This window comes from Robiginitalea aurantiaca, assembly GCF_030380815.1.
Taxonomy (GTDB): Bacteria; Bacteroidota; Bacteroidia; order Flavobacteriales; family Flavobacteriaceae; genus Robiginitalea; species Robiginitalea aurantiaca.
Genome location: NZ_JAUDUY010000002.1, coordinates 354,630 through 372,937, shown reverse-complemented (window position 1 = coordinate 372,937; position 18,308 = coordinate 354,630). Strand labels below are relative to the sequence as shown.

Annotated in this window: 16 protein-coding genes; 11 read left to right on the top strand and 5 right to left on the bottom strand. The window is 47.8% G+C overall.

Going from position 1 to position 18,308, the window contains the following annotated elements; translation table 11 throughout:
* Positions 1–4: 4 nt before the first annotated feature.
* Entirely contained in the window at positions 5–367 is a 363-nt protein-coding gene (locus QU605_RS05285; RefSeq protein WP_289724233.1) for a BlaI/MecI/CopY family transcriptional regulator, read from the bottom strand.
* 334 nt (positions 368–701) lie between these two features.
* On the opposite strand from QU605_RS05285, the gene QU605_RS05280 reads away from it, so the two are divergent.
* Entirely contained in the window at positions 702–1,637 is a 936-nt protein-coding gene (locus tag QU605_RS05280) for a calcium/sodium antiporter (protein WP_289724232.1), read from the top strand.
* A gap of 64 nt (positions 1,638–1,701) precedes the next feature.
* Here the strand turns inward: QU605_RS05280 and QU605_RS05275 are convergent, their stop codons facing one another.
* Positions 1,702–2,727 carry a glutamine synthetase beta-grasp domain-containing protein gene (locus QU605_RS05275; protein WP_289724231.1) on the bottom strand — a complete coding sequence of 342 codons (1,026 nt, stop codon included), beginning with the start codon at positions 2,725–2,727 and terminating at the stop codon, positions 1,702–1,704.
* Positions 2,728–2,951: 224 nt separating this feature from the next.
* Here QU605_RS05275 and QU605_RS05270 point away from each other — a divergent pair, with 224 nt between their 5' ends.
* The 5 genes from QU605_RS05270 to pyrF all read left to right on the top strand — a co-directional run bounded on the left by QU605_RS05270 (position 2,952) and on the right by pyrF (position 8,880).
* Positions 2,952–5,123, top strand: a complete 2,172-nt coding sequence (locus QU605_RS05270) for a glutamine synthetase III family protein (RefSeq protein WP_434967915.1) — start codon at positions 2,952–2,954, stop codon at positions 5,121–5,123.
* 43 nt (positions 5,124–5,166) lie between these two features.
* Positions 5,167–6,345: an AIR synthase related protein gene (locus QU605_RS05265; RefSeq protein WP_289724229.1), complete on the top strand. Its 1,179-nt coding sequence runs from the start codon at positions 5,167–5,169 to the stop codon at positions 6,343–6,345.
* A 62-nt stretch (positions 6,346–6,407) separates the two neighbouring features.
* Positions 6,408–6,839 (top strand): QcrA and Rieske domain-containing protein, encoded by a 432-nt coding sequence (locus QU605_RS05260; RefSeq protein ID WP_289724228.1) that lies wholly within the window; start codon positions 6,408–6,410, stop codon positions 6,837–6,839.
* A 133-nt stretch (positions 6,840–6,972) separates the two neighbouring features.
* Positions 6,973–8,049: a peptide chain release factor 1 gene (gene prfA / locus QU605_RS05255; protein ID WP_289724227.1), complete on the top strand. Its 1,077-nt coding sequence runs from the start codon at positions 6,973–6,975 to the stop codon at positions 8,047–8,049.
* Between the two features lie 6 nt (positions 8,050–8,055).
* On the top strand, positions 8,056–8,880 hold the full coding sequence (gene pyrF / locus QU605_RS05250) for an orotidine-5'-phosphate decarboxylase (protein WP_289724226.1): 825 nt from the start codon (positions 8,056–8,058) through the stop codon (positions 8,878–8,880).
* On the opposite strand, the gene QU605_RS05245 is transcribed toward pyrF, so the two are convergent.
* Positions 8,877–9,071 carry a hypothetical protein gene (locus QU605_RS05245; protein ID WP_289724225.1) on the bottom strand — a complete coding sequence of 65 codons (195 nt, stop codon included), beginning with the start codon at positions 9,069–9,071 and terminating at the stop codon, positions 8,877–8,879. The two genes, pyrF and QU605_RS05245, sit on opposite strands and share 4 nt — an antisense overlap.
* Before the next feature lie 211 nt (positions 9,072–9,282).
* On the opposite strand from QU605_RS05245, the gene QU605_RS05240 reads away from it, so the two are divergent.
* Positions 9,283–9,786, top strand: coding sequence for a hypothetical protein (locus QU605_RS05240; RefSeq protein ID WP_289724224.1), 504 nt, complete (start codon positions 9,283–9,285; stop codon positions 9,784–9,786).
* Positions 9,787–10,170: 384 nt separating this feature from the next.
* Positions 10,171–13,626: a methylmalonyl-CoA mutase family protein gene (locus QU605_RS05235; RefSeq protein ID WP_289724223.1), complete on the top strand. Its 3,456-nt coding sequence runs from the start codon at positions 10,171–10,173 to the stop codon at positions 13,624–13,626.
* A 20-nt stretch (positions 13,627–13,646) separates the two neighbouring features.
* On the opposite strand, the gene QU605_RS05230 is transcribed toward QU605_RS05235, so the two are convergent.
* On the bottom strand, positions 13,647–14,039 hold the full coding sequence (locus tag QU605_RS05230) for a cyclin family protein (RefSeq protein WP_289724222.1): 393 nt from the start codon (positions 14,037–14,039) through the stop codon (positions 13,647–13,649).
* Between the two features lie 111 nt (positions 14,040–14,150).
* Here QU605_RS05230 and QU605_RS05225 point away from each other — a divergent pair, with 111 nt between their 5' ends.
* The 3 genes from QU605_RS05225 (at position 14,151) to QU605_RS05215 (ending at position 16,948) form a co-directional block, all read left to right on the top strand.
* On the top strand, positions 14,151–14,621 hold the full coding sequence (locus QU605_RS05225) for an Lrp/AsnC family transcriptional regulator (RefSeq protein ID WP_289724221.1): 471 nt from the start codon (positions 14,151–14,153) through the stop codon (positions 14,619–14,621).
* Between the two features lie 130 nt (positions 14,622–14,751).
* Entirely contained in the window at positions 14,752–16,164 is a 1,413-nt protein-coding gene (locus QU605_RS05220; RefSeq protein WP_289724220.1) for an alpha/beta hydrolase, read from the top strand.
* Positions 16,127–16,948 carry a DUF1684 domain-containing protein gene (locus QU605_RS05215; RefSeq protein WP_353655877.1) on the top strand — a complete coding sequence of 274 codons (822 nt, stop codon included), beginning with the start codon at positions 16,127–16,129 and terminating at the stop codon, positions 16,946–16,948. Before QU605_RS05220 ends, QU605_RS05215 begins: the two co-directional genes overlap by 38 nt.
* A 110-nt stretch (positions 16,949–17,058) precedes the next feature.
* On the opposite strand, the gene QU605_RS05210 is transcribed toward QU605_RS05215, so the two are convergent.
* Positions 17,059–18,303 (bottom strand): ammonium transporter, encoded by a 1,245-nt coding sequence (locus QU605_RS05210; protein WP_289724219.1) that lies wholly within the window; start codon positions 18,301–18,303, stop codon positions 17,059–17,061.
* Positions 18,304–18,308: the final 5 nt, after the last annotated feature.

Below are 18,308 nucleotides of genomic sequence, written 5' to 3'. Positions count from 1 at the left end.
CGTACTATTTCTTTTTTTCAATGAGTTCGATAATTTCCCTGAGTTCCGCTGCCGAGATTTTCTCCTCTTTTGCGAAATAGGAAACAAGACTCTTGTAGGAATGGTCAAAATAATCGGCTACGGTTTCCCCGATAAATTCTTTCCGATACGCTTCCCTGGAAACCATCGGAAAATATCTGTGGGTATTCCCGAAAGCTTCATGGCCTACAAACCCTTTTTCTTCCAGGTTGCGCACCATTGTGGATAAGGTGTTGTAATGCGGTTTGCGTTTTCCCGGGAATGCTTCCAGAAGTTCTTTTACAAAAGCCTTTTTGAGCTTCCAGAGCAGTTTCATCACTTCCTCTTCTTTATTGGTTAATTTTTCCATGTGCTCTTTTTTACTTTAGTTTGGCGTTCCAGTGGCTTTAAAAACTTCAGGGAGGGAATGAGAGCCTTTAGCTACCGCATTTCCCTTAGGTCCTCCTGGACTTAAAAAATAAATGGCATGCTCGATACGAATTTACCACTTACGGGAGTTAGGAGTAGACCTGAATCTCTTTGATTGCAGGGAAACTACAGATCTCCACAGTTTTTACAGATCAAATGTAACTAAAGAAACAGTAATAAAACTAAAAAAATAGTTAAAAAACTAAAAATATAGTTACAGCTCTAATTTCTATGGAATCTAACCGTAATACTTTTAAAAGAACTATTTTGTGCCGATGGATATCCTTTTTGTGATTCTGGGACTTGTCGTGCTCATCGCGGGAGGTGATTTCTTACTTAAAGGTTCTGTTGACCTTTCTTACCGCTTGTCCATTCCCAAGATTGTAGTAGGAATGACCGTAGTCTCCTTTGTTACATCAGCGCCAGAACTCCTGGTAAGTTTGCAATCGGCTATACGGGGTTATCCTGATCTCGCACTGGGGAATGTCGTAGGATCGAACCTGGCAAACCTGGGGCTTGTCCTGGGCATAACGCTTCTTATCGGGTCGCTCGACATACGCCGGAGCTTTTATTTTGTCGACTGGCCTGTGATGATGTTCTCCTCGCTCCTCTTTTTCGCCTTTATTTATTCGGATCGCCTGCTCGGAAAGACGGAAGGCATTATAATGGTGGTCGCCCTCTTTGTATTCCTGATTTACCTGTTGCGATTTCAGAAGCCGGCCGTTTACGAAGTGATTCCTGAGGTTATTTCCCTTTACCCGCTGTATAAAACCATTTTTTTTCTCGGGGCGGGTGGGGTTGCCCTTTGGGGCGGATCTAGGCTCTTGATTTCAGGGGCGGTGGGTCTGGCCACCAGTCTGGAAATAAGTGAGCGAATCATAGGAATTTCGGTGGTGTCCATCGGTACGAGTATTCCTGAGCTCGCTGCTTCCGTTATGGCCATGATTCGAAAGGAGAAGGCGATTTCGGTAGGGAACCTGATCGGTTCGAACATCTTTAACCTTTTGGCCGTGTTGGGGATCACTGCAATCATCCATCCTATTCACGTGGTAGATGACCACCTGATTGCGTATGACATTCCCTGGATGCTAGGGATCTCCCTACTTATTTTGCCATTGGTATTTATTCCCCGGAGCCGTCGCCTGGGCTGGCAGGAGGGACTGATCTTACTTGCGGTATACGGGACCTTCTTGATTACGACCTTTTCATAAAAAATCCGTCGGAAGGGTTAAGGCCCCACCGACGGTTTTAGCTTTGAACAGTATTGCTTTTCAATCAGGCTTCAACCTCGATATTCGCGCTTTTCACTGTCTTTATAATCCGTGCGGCTACTTTATACGGATCTGCATTTGAAGCCGGGCGTCTGTCTTCCAGCCAACCTTTCCATCCTTTTTCAACGGTTAGAATTGGGATACGGATGGAGGCTCCGCGGTCGGATACCCCGAAACTGAATTCATGAATGGATTGGGTTTCGTGAAGTCCGGTAAGGCGTTCGTCGTTAAACTCTCCGTAGACCTCTATATGCTCACGGGTAACAGGACGGAAGGCTTCACAAACCTTCTCGTAAATCTCTTTAGAGCCACAGGTTCTCAGAAGGTTGTTCGAGAAGTTGGCGTGCATTCCACTTCCGTTCCAGTCTCCCTTAACAGGCTTTGGATGGTACTCGATGTAGTACCCGTAGTCTTCTGTCAGGCGGTCTAAAAGATAGCGGGCTACCCATACCTGGTCGCCGGCGTTTTTTGCCCCTTTGGCAAAAACCTGGAATTCCCATTGCCCACAGGCAACTTCCTGGTTGATCCCTTCAAAATTAAGGCCTGCCTCAAGGCAGTAGTCCGCATGGCGTTCCACGAGTTCCCGCCCATGGGTATTGCGTCCACCCACCGAACAGTAGTACAGACCCTGTGGTCCCGGATATCCGCCTATAGGGAATCCAAGTGGCAGTTGGGTATGGGAGTCCATAATGAAGTATTCCTGTTCAAACCCAAACCAGAAGTCATCGTCTGCGTCTCCGTCGATAGTAGCCCTTGAGTTGGTCACGTGTTGTGTCCCGTCGGCATTCAAAACCTCGGTCATGACCAGGAATCCATTTTCACGGGCCGGGTCGGGATAAATGGCCACTGGCTTCAATAAAAGGTCTGAAGCTCCGCCTTCTGCCTGTTTGGTTGAACTTCCGTCAAAAGACCAGATTGGACAGTCCTCCAGCTTCCCGCTGAAATCTGTTTCAATCTTGGTTTTACTTCTCAGGTTTGCGGTAGGGTGATACCCGTCCAACCAGATATATTCTAACTTCGATTTACTCATGCGTACAGAATTTAAGTGTTTTTTATTTTAGACCGTCAAAAATAGAATATTTATACACTCGTTATATACACTTCAGGGGGTAATTATCAAAAAAATCGATGTAATTATTAACACCCCCTATAAATTGAGGGGGTATAGTCCTAAATTTATAGAATTGTGATAATTTTGCCCGTTAGGGATTTTATCCCCGGAATTCAAACACCCATCCTATGAATCAGCAACGAATGCAGGCACTTGCACAAAAGCCAACCACAGCCAAGGAAACAACACAGGATCCCGCTGCGCGCTCTGAAGTGTTCGGTAAATCTGTTTTTAATGAAGACCGGATGCTCCGCTTTCTTACCGAGGACGCCTTTAAAAGTGTTAAGGCAGCTATTTCCGCCGGGACCAAAATAGACCGCAAAATAGCAGATCAGGTCGCCGAAGCCATGAAGGCCTGGGCCATGACGATGGGGGCTACCCATTATACACACTGGTTTCAACCCCTTACCGGATCAACGGCGGAAAAGCACGATGCCTTTTTCGATTTGCTTCCCGATGGGAGGGCCATTGAAAAATTCGGAGGCAGCCAGTTGGTCCAACAGGAGCCGGACGCCTCAAGCTTTCCGAGCGGCGGCATTCGCAATACCTTTGAGGCCAGGGGATATACCGCATGGGACCCGACCTCCCCGGCTTTTATCTATGGAAAGACGCTGTGCATTCCGACCGTTTTTGTCTCCTATACGGGAGAAGCCCTGGATAATAAAGCCCCCCTTCTAAGAGCGCTTCACGCCGTGGATGAGGCGGCTACAGCGGTTGCCCGTTATTTCGATAAAAATGTCAACAAAGTAATTGCCACCCTGGGCTGGGAACAGGAGTATTTCCTGGTAGATAAGGCGCTGGCGCGAACACGGCCAGATCTGGTTCTGGCAGGGCGAACGCTACTCGGGCAGGCTGCCGCCAAGGGACAGCAACTCGATGACCACTACTTTGGCGTTATTCCACACAGGGCCTTTCAGTTTATGAAGGATCTCGAGCATGAATGCATGCTTCTGGGGATTCCGGTAAAGACCCGGCACAATGAGGTCGCTCCGAATCAATTTGAGTTGGCACCCGTTTTTGAAGAAGCGAATCTCGCCGTGGACCATAACCAGCTCCTGATGGATATTATGGATAAGGTCGGGGGCAGACTCGGGCTGATGGTTCTCTTTCACGAAAAACCTTTTTCCGGGATCAATGGTTCGGGCAAACACAACAACTGGTCCCTGAGTACGGATACCGGCACCAATTTGCTGAGCCCGGGATCTACCCCCATGAAGAACCTCCAGTTTCTCACGTTTTTTATCAATACCCTGAAAGCGGTCGATACCTATGAAGAACTGCTGAGGTCTTCAATCGCCTCGGCCAGCAATGACCACAGGCTCGGGGCAAATGAAGCGCCCCCTGCCATTATTTCAATTTTTGTTGGAAAACAGTTGGCCGGGGTCCTCGATGAACTGGAAGGGGTCTCCAAAGGCAAATTGTCCCCGGAGGAGAAGACAGAACTCAAACTCAATGTGGTCGGAAAGATCCCTGAAATCCTTATGGATAACACGGATCGGAATCGAACCTCGCCCTTTGCCTTTACCGGAAATAAATTTGAAATGCGGGGAGTTGGGTCCAAGACGAATTGTGCAAAACCAATGACGGTGCTCAATACGATTATGGCCCGCCAACTAAAGGAGTTTAAGTCCGAGGTCGATGCCCTTATCGAAAAGAAAAAACTCCGCAAGGACGAGGCGATTTTTAATGTCCTGAGAGAATATATCAAGGCGAGCAAACGCATCCGTTTTGACGGGGATGGCTACAGCGATGCATGGCAAAAAGAAGCTGCCAGGAGAAAATTGAGCAACAACACGAATACGCCTGCTGCCCTGAAGGTCCTCACCGCCCCGGATACCCTGGAACTTTTCGGATCCATGGGGGTGATGACAGAAACTGAAATCCGGGCACGAAAAGAAGTAGAACTGGAAACCTATTGCCTTAACGTTCAGATCGAAGGCAGGGTTATTGGAGAATTGGTATATAACTACGTCATTCCGGCGGTAGTAGGTTATCAGAACCAATTGCTGCAAAACCTGTCCGGGTTAAAGGAGGTTTTCGGAACTGGGCATAAAAAAATGGGGGCCGCCCAACTCAGTATTTTGGAAAACCTTTCATTTCACCTCCAGGAACTAAAGGTCAAAATCGATGCGATGACGGAAGCCCGGAAAAACGCAAATGCGATCGGCGAAGTCGGCGAAAGGGCCCGGACTTATTGCGAATCTGTTTTGCCATTTTTTGAGGAAATCCGCTACCATAGCGACCGTTTGGAGCGGCTCGTTGGTGACGACTACTGGCCGCTGGCGAAATACCGGGAGTTATTGAATTTGAAGTAATCCCCCGGATTCGCTTACTTTTGTCCTATTCCAAAAAATGAACATGGAGTCCAAAACACCCGGCCGCTACGAACAAAGAGGCGTTTCACCTACCAAGGATGATGTGCACAAAGCTATTGAGCATATAGACAAGGGGCTTTTCCCAAAGGCGTTCTGCAAAATAGTCCCGGACTACCTGACCGGGGATCCTGACTATTGCCTGGTCATGCACGCCGATGGGGCGGGTACGAAATCTTCCCTGGCCTATATGTATTGGAAGGAAACCGGTGATCTGTCGGTTTGGAAGGGCATCGCTCAGGATGCACTTGTCATGAACCTCGATGATTTATTATGTGTGGGTATCACGGATAAAATTCTATTGAGTTCAACTATCGGCAGGAATGCAAACAAAATTCCAGGAGAGGTCATCGCTGCCGTAATCCAGGGAACGGAAGAGTTGATAGCCGATCTTTCCAAATGGGGGGTTCACATCCATAGTACCGGAGGCGAAACGGCAGATGTGGGAGACCTGGTGCGGACCATTATAGTGGATTCAACGGTTACCGCGAGGATCCGAAGGGATCAGGTGATTGACAATTCAAGAATCAGGGAAGGAGATGTGATCGTCGGATTGGCATCCTACGGGCAGGCGACTTATGAAGCGACCTATAATGGGGGCATGGGCAGCAATGGCCTGACATCAGCGCGCCACGATGTATTTGACAACTCCCTCGCGTCTAAATACCCGGAGAGTTTCGATCCGGAAGTACCGGAGAACCTCGTCTATTCTGGTTCAGTGGGCTTAAAAGACCCGGTTGACGGGACCGATTTGGATGCCGGTCGGCTTGTACTTTCTCCGACCCGGACCTATGCTCCGGTCATCCGGAAAATCCTCGAGGCCCACACCGCCCAGGAAATCCACGGAATGATCCATTGCAGTGGAGGTGCCCAGACCAAAATCCTGCACTTTATCGAAAACCTTCACGTGATAAAAGATCAATTGCTTCCCGTCCCCCCTTTGTTCGAATTGATCCAGAGGGAATCCGCTACGAGCTGGAAGGAAATGTTTCAGGTGTTTAACTGCGGCCACCGCATGGAATTGTATGTGCCGGAATCCGTTGCTGAGTCCCTTATAGCGATTTCAGAATCCTTTGGTATCCCAGCCCAGATTGTTGGGCGGGTTGAAAAGTCAGCAGAAAAGAAGCTTACCATAGAGAGTCCCTACGGTACCTTTACCTATTAATCTATACGAATCCCTTCAGAATTCCGTTTTCTTCTTAAACAGGTCTTTAAATAAAAGAAACCATGGAGCGAAAAGCGTTTTTACGTTCACTCGGGGCCGGGGCAGCTTTTGCTTTGGTCTTTCCCTGTGTTCACGGATGTAGCAGCGATAGCGGTAATGAAGGAGAGCAGGAAGTTCCTACGGGTGTTGATTTTATCGTAGACCTGAGCGGTCCTGACGGAGCTGCTTTAGAGAATAATGGTGACTTTATCATTCGGAACGACGTGGTGGTGGCACGTAACCTGCAGGGCCAATTTGTAGCGGCCAGTCGTATTTGCAGCCATGAGCAAAATGCCGGTGTCTCCTTTGTCGAGACCCAGGGAGGTATTTTTGAGTGCGAAGTACACGGGTCCCGGTTCGATCAGAGCGGAACACCCCTTAACACCATCACCTCAAATCCGCTCAAGGTTTTTAATACAGAACTACAGGGTGACCTGCTCCGTATTTTTGAATAAACTCAATTTACAGGCATCCCCCAATTCGTTAACCACCCTGGTACTTAAGGGGTGATTTTACTTCTTTTTACGCTTGTCCTGACTCTGGAAATGGTTTCAAAAAATTGTACCTTCGCTGGGAACTCAGGAGTATATGCTGGAAAAACTCGAAATTGTAAAGCAACGCTTTGATGAGGTCTCTGACCTGATTATTCAACCCGATATTATTTCCGACCAGAAGCGGTATGTCCAACTCAATAAGGAGTATAAGGACTTAAAGGAAATAATGATTAAGCGGGAGCAATATCTGGAACTTCAGAGCCGAATTGAAGAGGCAGAAGAGATACTGGCGGACGGCAGTGATCCCGAAATGACTGAAATGGCCAAGATGCAGCTCGATGAGGCCAGGGAGGGACTTCCTGCCCTGGAGGAAGAAGTGAAGATGTTGTTGGTTCCCAAAGACCCTGAGGATGCCAAAGACGTGGTTATGGAGATCCGGGCTGGAACCGGGGGAGATGAAGCCAGTATTTTTGCAGGTGATCTCTACCGCATGTATACCAAGTATTGTGAATCCAAAGGCTGGAAAACCCATCTTCTTGACTTCAGCGAAGGTACCAGCGGGGGATATAAGGAAATTCAGTTCGAAGTATCTGGAGAGGATGTTTACGGCACGCTTAAATTCGAAGCCGGGGTACACCGGGTGCAGCGGGTTCCGCAAACCGAAACCCAGGGGCGCGTCCATACGAGTGCTGCCACGGTAATGGTGCTACCTGAGGCTGAGGATTTTGAGGTTCACATAGATCCGAAGGATGTACGCATCGATTATTTTTGTTCTTCAGGCCCCGGGGGGCAATCTGTGAACACCACTTATTCTGCTGTGCGTTTGACCCACGTGCCCACAGGTATCGTCGCCCAGTGCCAGGATGAGAAATCCCAGCATAAGAACAAAGACAAAGCTTTTAAAGTACTGCGCTCGCGCCTCTATGATATGGAATTGGCCAAAAAGCAGGAAGAAGATGCTGCCAAGCGAAATTCACAGGTGAGTTCTGGCGATCGTTCCGCCAAAATACGCACCTACAATTATCCGCAGGGTCGGGTGACCGATCACAGGATAGGACTTACGCTTTACGATCTGCAAAATATCGTAAACGGGGATGTTCAAAAAATCATTGACGAGCTGATGCTGGTCCACAATACTGAAAAATTAAAGGAAGCCTCTGAAACTTTCTGATCTGCCATGACTGTAGCTCAACTCACCGCGGAGATCCGGAGAAAACAGACTTTTTTGTGCATTGGTCTGGATACGGACCTGGATAAAATTCCAGCCTTTCTAAAGAATACGGAGGATCCGCTTTTTGCATTCAATAAGGCAATAATTGATGCAACCCATGACCTTTGTGTCGCATACAAGCCCAATACGGCCTTTTACGAGGCTTATGGGAGTATGGGGTGGATGGCCCTTGAACGAACCATTGCCTATCTGGAGGAATCCTACCCGAACCACTTCACCATTGCCGATGCCAAAAGGGGTGATATTGGCAATACCTCGGGACGTTATGCCCGGGCCTTTTTTGAGACCATGTCTTTTGATTCTGTTACCGTGGCACCCTATATGGGACGGGACTCTGTTGAACCCTTCCTGGAGTTCGAGGACAAATATGTGATCCTTCTTGCCCTGACTTCCAATGAAGGCGCTTTTGATTTTCAGGTACTCCCGGCTCCTCAGGAAGCCCTTTATTTGCAAGTTTTGCGGAAAACAAGGGAATATGCCAATGCAGATCGGCTTATGTATGTAGTAGGAGCTACGAAAGCTACTTTTCTTAAAGATGTGCGGGAAATCGTACCCAACCAGTTTCTGTTGATTCCAGGGGTAGGGGCGCAGGGGGGAAGTCTGGAAGAGGTATGCAAGTACGGACTCAATAATCAGGTAGGGTTATTGGTCAACTCTTCCCGGGGAATTATCTACGCTTCCGGAGAAGAAGATTTCGCCGAAGCTGCCCGTATAAAGGCCGCCCAACTTCAGGAGCAAATGTCTGCCATCCTCCTGAATTCAAAAATCTAAAGCGATCTCTGAAGCATTTTTTGAATTTTCTGGGCTTTCCGCTCAAAAAAGTCCTTTAAACGCGAATCTTTCTGTGCAGCTTCGAGTGCCTTCTGATTGAAATGTTGAAGCTGGTGTCTCAGCAGTTGCAACTCCTGTGAACCTGATCCGATCGGATTGATGGATCCCACTTTACAATACTGTTTTTCCATGGCGAATTGGGTTTCTTACAAATTTACGGTGAAAACCGCGCTTTAGATTATCGCCCCCCCGTGTATTTACCTATAATTTGGGCTATTTGTCTAAAATTTAACTTTTTTGTTATCTGAAAGGTGAAAATTCCCCCATCTCAATTACAATTCCTTAAAGTATCCATAACTCTTAATTTCCAGGCATTTGTAGTATATTTAATAAAGTGAAGGAATGAAAATCAGGATTTTTTGGATCTTATTTTGGATGTCCCTGTCTGTATGGGGACAACAGGAGTGCAGGTGTTGCGACGCCTCTTACCGGGTATTTGATTTCTGGCTTGGAAAATGGGAAGTCCGGCTCGCGGATGGTTCTCCAGCCGGGGTCAATGAAATTACGAAGGAACAGGGCGGTTGTATCCTCAGGGAGCAATGGAAAAGTGCAAAAGGCGGCGTAACCGGTACCAGTCTTAATTTTTATAATTCCAGCATTGACCAGTGGGAACAAATTTGGGTCGACAGCAGCGGTAATGTCCTGAAGTTAAAAGGTGGACCAGAGGGCAATCAAATGCGGCTCGCTTCGGAGCCTTTTAAGAATGCAGAAGGGAAGCTGGTAGTAAACCGCATTACCTGGACCCCAAATCCGGACGGAAGTGTTCGGCAGCACTGGGAGGTGCTTGAGGATGGAAAAGTAAGCCAGGTTCTATTTGACGGGTACTATCGAAAAGTGAATGAGTGAGTTTCGGGGTTGGAAAAATCGTAAAACCCCGCTTGGGATAGGCGGGGCTTTAAACTAACTAACTCAAAAATACTAACTCAAATGATCGGGGGTAAATTTGCAGTCTGCGGTAAAATCTCCATAGAAGTCTTTCCGCAAAATACCATTGTACCCTTTTCATTAGTAATAACGCTAAAAGTCAAGGCTTTAGTATGTCTGAAATTCTATTATTCGCAGGGTTTTGAAGCGGCTTACGATTTGTCCGAATGCAAATGATTCCGGGAGAATTATTGCAGAATTGAAAAAAAACCTCCCCTTTCGCATCTGAAGAATTTATTATCCGGAATAGGGACAGGGATTTTTTACATTTTCGGTAAATTGCAGTCCGCTTAATTCTCGAGAATCATGAAAGCCCAAACCCCCTATAAGCCTAAGCACAAAATTCGCATCGTAACTGCGGCCTCTCTATTTGATGGCCACGATGCAGCCATCAATATCATGAGGCGTATTATTCAGACCACCGGGGTTGAGGTCATCCATTTAGGCCATGACCGCTCCGTGGCGGAGGTCGTGGATTGTGCGATTCAGGAGGATGCCAATGCCATTGCAATGACTTCCTATCAGGGGGGTCATAATGAGTATTTCCGGTATATGTACGACTTGCTGCAGGAGAAGAATAGCGGTCATATCCAGATTTTTGGAGGAGGGGGAGGGGTAATCCTCCCTAAAGAAATAGAAGCCCTGATGTCTTACGGCATTACCCGGCTTTATGCTCCCGATGACGGACGCGAACTCGGTTTACAGGGGATGATTAATGATCTTGTGGCTACGGCCGATTACCCCGTGTCCGAGTTGCCCTTACCGGACCGATCACCTCTGAAAGAACTGATTCGGCAAAAAGATGTGCCAACCCTGGCGCGACTGATAAGCCTGGCGGAAAACAGGCCTGAGGCCTATCAGCAGGTACAGGAGTCTTTCCCTGCTCCTGAACACGTTGCACCAGTCCTGGGAATTACCGGTACGGGAGGCGCAGGGAAAAGCAGCCTGGTGGATGAATTGGTCAGAAGGTTCATCAATGAACACCCGGAGAAGACATTGGGGATTATTTCGGTCGACCCTTCCAAGCGTAAAACAGGAGGGGCGCTACTGGGAGATCGTATCCGGATGAATTCCATTCACCACCCGAACATCTATATGCGCTCCCTGGCGACACGGCAATCCAACCTGGCACTTTCCAAACACGTTAAGGAAGCCGTGAGTGTTTTGCAGGCTGCTGGTTTTGACCTGATTATCCTGGAGACTTCCGGAATCGGTCAGTCCGATACCGAGATCCTTGAGCATTCAGACCTTTCGCTCTATGTAATGACCCCTGAGTTTGGTGCTGCTACCCAGTTGGAGAAAATTGACATGCTCGATTTTGCCGATCTGGTGGCCATTAACAAATTCGATAAGCGGGGGGCTGCTGATGCCCTGCGGGACGTCAAGAAACAATATCAGCGCAATCACGGCTTATGGGAAACCGACCCGGAAACCCTTCCGGTCTACGGAACAATTGCCTCCCAGTTTAACGATCCGGGGATGAATCGCCTTTTCAGGGCGGTTATGGCTGATTTAAGCAAAAAGGGGATTGCCTGGGCTGCACCCGCTATGGAAGATGCCTCAGGGGATGAACCCGAAAAAATATTTATCATTCCCCCTTCCCGTACCCGGTATTTATCCGAGATTTCTGAAACGAATCGCGGATATGATCAAATGGTGGACACGCAGGTGGAAGTTGCTGAGCGGCTTTACGGCCTGTACTTGTCTATATGTGTGCTTTCGGGGACCGCTGTAACGGATTCCGCAGGCCTGCTCCCAACGGGGTTGGACACCGATATGTTTCTCGACAAAATCGGTTCGGATGCTGAGCGCGACATGTTAGCTGCGTTAATTGCCCGCTTTGAGACCGAGTTTAAAAACCTGAATCCGCACTATTGGGATCTTTTGCTGGCCTGGCCAGAGCTCAAAAAACGCTATAAAGAATCGGTCTATTCATTTACGGTCAGGGGTAAGGCGGTCGATATCGACACGCATACCGAATCCCTTTCACATTTGCAGATCCCGAAAGTTGCGTTGCCCCGTTACAGGAGTTGGGGTGAAATCCTGGCCTGGTCACTTCAGGAGAATGTCCCGGGCCAATTTCCATACACCGCAGGACTCTATCCTTTTAAACGCAAAGGTGAGGATCCTACCCGCATGTTTGCCGGGGAAGGAGGACCGGAGCGGACCAACCGGAGATTTCATTACGTCAGTCTGGAGATGCCGGCTAAACGACTCTCCACAGCCTTTGATTCGGTCACCCTTTATGGACAGGATCCCGGACATCGTCCGGATATTTACGGGAAGATCGGGAATGCCGGGGTTTCGATCTGCTGTCTTGACGATGCCAAGAAGTTATATTCGGGTTTTGATCTGTCGGATCCGAAAACCTCTGTGAGTATGACCATCAATGGTCCGGCTCCCATGTTGCTCGGATTTTTCCTGAATGCTGCAATCGATCAGAATTGTGAGAAATACATTAAAGCCCAGGGGCTTGAAAAGAAGGTTCAGTCTAAAATCGACCAGCTATTCAGTGATAAGAAGATGACCCAGCCCATTTATAACGGAGAATTGCCGGAGGGGAATGATGGTCTTGGGCTAATGCTTTTGGGTGTAACCGGAGATCAGGTGTTGCCTGCTGAGGTCTATGAAGGAATCCGGGCAGATACCCTTAAGCGTGTTCGCGGCACCGTTCAGGCGGATATCCTCAAAGAGGATCAGGCCCAGAATACCTGTATTTTTTCCACTGAATTTGCCCTGAGGCTCATGGGAGATGTACAGGAGTATTTTATCGAGCACGAAGTGCGTAATTTTTACTCTGTATCCATCTCAGGATACCATATTGCTGAAGCGGGTGCCAACCCAATCACCCAACTGGCCTTTACGCTTTCCAACGGGTTTACCTATGTGGAATACTATCTGAGCCGGGGTATGGATATCAATAAATTCGGGCCCAACCTCTCTTTTTTCTTTTCAAATGGCATTGACCCGGAATACGCAGTAATCGGTCGGGTAGCCCGAAAAATCTGGGCTAAGGCTATGAAAGAAAAGTACGGTGCCGACCCCAGGGCCCAAATGTTGAAATACCATATACAGACCTCTGGCAGGAGTCTTCACGCTCAGGAAATTGATTTTAACGATATCCGTACCACGCTTCAGGCGCTCTACGCTATTTACGACAATTGCAATTCCCTGCATACCAATGCCTATGATGAGGCAATTACCACGCCAACGGAGGAGTCGGTGAGACGAGCTATGGCCATTCAACTGATCATTAACAAGGAACTGGGCCTGGCCAAAAATGAAAATCCCCTTCAGGGGTCATTCATAATCGAGGAACTTACCGACCTGGTAGAAGAGGCGGTGTTGCTTGAGTTTGATCGGCTGACGGAAAGGGGCGGGGTATTGGGTGCCATGGAAACCATGTACCAGAGATCGCGGATACAGGATGAAAGCCTGCACTATGAAATGCTCAAACACACAGGGGAATACCCGATTATTGGAGTGAATACCTTTCTTAATTCCAAAGGGTCCCCTACAATATTGCCCGCTGAAGTGATACGGGCTACTGAAGCCGAAAAGCAGTCACAGATCGAAACCCTGAACCGCGTTCATCAACAGCACGAAGAAGCAGGGACAAAAAGACTTCAGGAATTAAAGCAGGCTGCAATACATAATGAAAACATGTTCGGTGTGCTGATGGAAGTGTGCAAGGTATGTTCCCTGGGGCAGATCACTCAAGCCCTTTTCGAAGTGGGGGGGCAGTATCGCAGAAACATGTAATGATAGGAAGGTCCTGGGGGCTAAGAAGACAAACTTTTGCGCCAGGCTTTAAAGGACTTTCTGAAATTGCGCAGTTCTTTTTGCATCAGGTGGACGTATTCCCGTTCCCGTACATTATCCATTTCAAGGCCTTTGCAATAGCTGTTGAGGTTGCGGATCATGATGCTGATAAACTGCAGGCTCTGCCTTCTGATGTTTAAGGACGGGGTGCTCGCAGCCAACGCAATCTGCTTGCGAATCAGCACAGCATCTGTGAGCAGGGCATCTGCTATCTGATCTCTTAAGCTATCAGAACTGGAGCTGTGCAGCGCGTCCTGGCGGTTGCCGATGCAAAATGAAATGGCCCGACTCATGGTCTGTAACTCCATGGCCTTTCGATAAACGTGAAGATCGCGAATACCTTTAGCGGACATCTCTTGGAAATTTTTATGTAAATTACTTTGAAGAACGTGTGCTATACTTAATATTAACAGTAAAAATTCCGTAATTTGCTTTAATATAATAAGAAGAAAATACTTTATACTTTGGATTTTAAATTAGATGGTTTAAACTGGGAAATCCTGGGCGTTTTACAAAAGAATTCCCGGGCCTCCTTATCTGGAATCGGGAGAAAAATCGGACTTACGCCACCGGCCGTTGCCGAGCGCGTAAAGCGGATGGAGGATTACGGGATTATAAAGGGCTACAATACTGAGGTTTCACATACCAAGCTGGGGTATCAGTTAAAAGCCATCATTACCCTGAGGGCATTTATGGGAAAACTCAAGCCCTTTCTGGAGCATGTTAAAAATTTGGAAGAAGTAATCAACTGCTACCGGATTACCGGAAATGAGAATATTATCATGGAAGTGGTTTTGAGGGATCAGTTCCATCTGGAAACCTTTATAGACCAGCTTATTCAGTACGGTGAGACCCGGACCCATATCATACTGTCTGAAGTTATTTCCAATGCTCCGGTGGGTAAGATGAAGTCTCCGAAAAATCGGGTATTATGAGTATATGGGATGTTTTTTGGATTTTACTTCCCTTTAATATTGCGTATCTTGTAACCACAGAATACGCATGCCTTTTCGGACGATACCCTATAATCGAAAAATTGGCCGGATTTTTGCAGCCAGTGGAAATATGAGAGGATTTTTTGTTTTCTTAATGTTGCTTGGGAGCGTCTCTTCCTTCGTATCAGCACAGGAGTTAGCACTAAAAAAGGGCATTGTCCTGGATTCACTCCCCATAAATGACTCCATTGCCCGTCAAATCGTACTCTATCTTCCACAGGATTTTGAGCTCACCACAAAATGGCCCATCCTCTTTCTATGTGATATGGACGGGGCTATTGAAAAGAAAATGCGCTATTTGAAAGCTCTGGCCGATAAAAACGGATATATCCTGGCCAGTTCAAGATCACTTAGTGATTCGGTTTCCCTGACCGATAAGATTTTAGCGGTAAGCGGTAGCCTTGGGAAGTTAAAGGATCTGCTTCCCCTCGATTTGAATCGCATTTACACTTCCGGCTACGACACGGGTGGCCAGCTGGCCACCATAGTGCCTTCTATGCTTCGTGGGGTAACTGGGGTTCTGTCTGTGGCCTCGGGTCTTCCGAACCTCGAGCTTATTAATCCTAAAGAACCCTTTGATTTTGTCGGTATAATGGGGAGGGCAGATTATCAATATCTGAACTTACTGGCCGAAGAAGAACTACTCGACCAACGAAAAGTGCCAAACTTTATGCTCTACCACGGGGAAGGACATGAATGGCCGGATCTCAGGTTTCTGGACCTGGGGATGCAAATCTTTACCCTAACGGGAATGAAACGGGGTACCATCCGCAAGGATGAAGGGCTTATCCAGTCTGCATATACCGATTACAAAGACCTGATCATGGAGTTGGAAGCTATGAATCAGCTTCGTCTGGCCCATCATTATGCGAAGCAGGGTGAGACACTTTTCGAAGGGTTAACTGCCACAGAATGGTTTAAGGCACGTGAAAAGGAAGTGCGCAAGTCCAAAGCCTACAAAGATCAGAAACGCGAATGGGAGGCGGTTCGCCTCAAGGAACTTATCCTGACTGAAGATTATATTTTTTATCTGGAGGAGGATGTGCTTAGTTTCAATCTTGACAACCTGGGTTGGTGGAATAATCAAATGGGCAAAATCACAAAGTATAAGAACAGTACAATTGCCGAAGAAAAGCTCCTCGGCAGGCGCCTTGATGGCTATCTTAATGCTATTGTAGATGAGTATATCGCACTTTCTGCCAAGGTGCCAAATCCGGATTACGATGGTCTTATCCTATTGAATATGTTGAAAACCATAACGTCTCCTTTTGATTACAACAGCTATCTGCAAGTCATCTCCCTGACCGCCAAATACGGGGATTTTGGGACGGCAAATTACTATCTGGAAGCACTTTTAAAAAAGGGCTATACGGATGCCGATCATTTGTACGAACTCCCGAACACAGGGCTTTTGAGGATCAGTCCGGAATTCAACGCCTTAATCGATGAGTATCTGGGAGAAGCCAGGTATGCCATTGAGTGAACACCCGGTAAATCGAAGGGTATCTGTATTGCGTGCACCAAAATTTCTCGGATGTCATACCATTAATTTTTTATTTTTAGTGCCACAGGAATTCCTTTTTTCAATGATGGGTAAAACAAACCTCAGGACAAACAGTGGTGTTCGCGCAGTCGTACTCCTGACGCTCTGTACCCTCCTGTTTTCAGGATGCCGGCAGGAGAAAAAGTACCACGATACCAGTGCCCGTGAAGTCCCTCAGGGGTCCGGCGCTTTAGCCGATATCACAGCATTTCAAAATAGCCTTGATGCCTCCTTCAGGGACCCGGAGATTTCTCCGCTTCCCGATCGCTTCAGAGCGCGCTTTGACGGTCTTGATTTCTATCAGCCCGATACATCCTTCAGAGTCGTGGCACGGTTGGATCGCACTCCAGACGCCCTTCCATTTCAGATGCCAACAAGTACTGACGAGGCTGCTTCTGAGCGCGTCTATGGAGTGCTGACTTTTATCTTAAAAGGGGAACCACATCAGCTGGAGGTCTATCAGAGCCCCGACCTCGTATTGGAAAAAGGATATGAAGATTATCTCTTCCTGCCCTTTTCGGATCGGACCAATGGTAAGGAAACCTATGAAGGCGGGCGATATATCGATTTGAGGATCCCCGGAGGGGATTCTATACTACTGGACTTCAATAAGGCTTATAATCCGTATTGCACCTACAATCCGAAGTACTCCTGTCCCCTTGTACCTAAGGTCAATCACCTGGATGTTGAAATTCGCGCCGGGGTCAAAGCCTTTAAGAAATGACGCAGGGATTCTCCAGAAACAAGGGCTTTAATTCAGGTAGCTGACGGCTTCTCCGAAAAACTGTATGGGGGCCTGTTCCGTGTTCATGCCAATCCCGGCCTCAATTGAGGTCAGTGTTGGTTCATCCGGAAATCTGCATAGGAATCCATCCCGTGTTCATGCAAATCCAGACCTTCTAATTCTTCCTGCCGGTCTACCCGAATCCCAACAATCTTTTTGAGTCCAAAAACAATTGTGAAAGCCGAAGCGACACAAAATAAACCAGCGGCGGATATCCCGCCGAGTTGATACAGAAATTGCTGTATCCCTGCCTTGGCGCCAAAAAGGCCTACAGCGAGTGTTCCCCAAATCCCACACATGAGGTGAACCGTAACCGCCCCGACCGGATCGTCCATTCTCAATCGGTCTATCAGCGCAATTCCTCCAACGATAATTCCCCCTGAGATTATTCCGATTATAACGGCCTCATTAGGGGACATCAGGTCGGCTCCTGCCGTGATCCCCACAAGGCCACCGAGGATGCCATTGAGAAACATGGTGAGGTCGTATGTCTTATATGCCAGGGTGGAAACCAAAAAGGATCCGACACCTCCAGCTGCAGCTGCCAGGCTTGTTGTCGTCAGGACAAGTGAAGTCAGGGCCGGATCTGCAGAGAGCACCGAGCCACCGTTAAACCCGAACCATCCCAGCCAAAGGATCAATACCCCGGCGGTGGCCAGGGGAATATTGTGTCCCGGAATGGCGTTCGATTTGCCGTTTTCGTCAAATTTTCCAATTCTTGGCCCGAGCAACCAAATAGCCACCAGGGCACCCCAGCCTCCCACAGAATGTACGAGCGTGGAGCCCGCAAAGTCATAGAACCCGCCATGCTCATTTCCTAATGTGGAAAGAAATCCTCCACCCCATTGCCAGGAACCTACAATAGGATAGACTATACCCACGTAAAGGAAGATAAACATCATAAAGGGGCCAATCCGAATTCGTTCGGCTACAGCGCCTGATACAATGGTTCCCGCAGTGGCTGCGAACATTCCCTGAAAGAGGAAATCCGTCCAATAGGTATATCCGCCATTGGCGTAGGCGGCGGTTACTCCTGCGGCATCCGTTTCCAGTCCAAAACCACCAAACCCCAGGAACCCATTAAATGCTCCGGGGTACATCAGGTTAAAGCCCCAGACATAATACATCAGCAGCCCTACAGTAATTATGAAAATATTCTTGAAAAGGATATTGATCGTATTTTTTTGACGCGTGAGCCCGATTTCCAGAAAGGCAAATCCCGAGTGCATAAAGAATACCAGTGCGGTACAGACCATCATCCATACGTTGTTGGCAGTAAAAGTGGCAAGATCCATAGAAT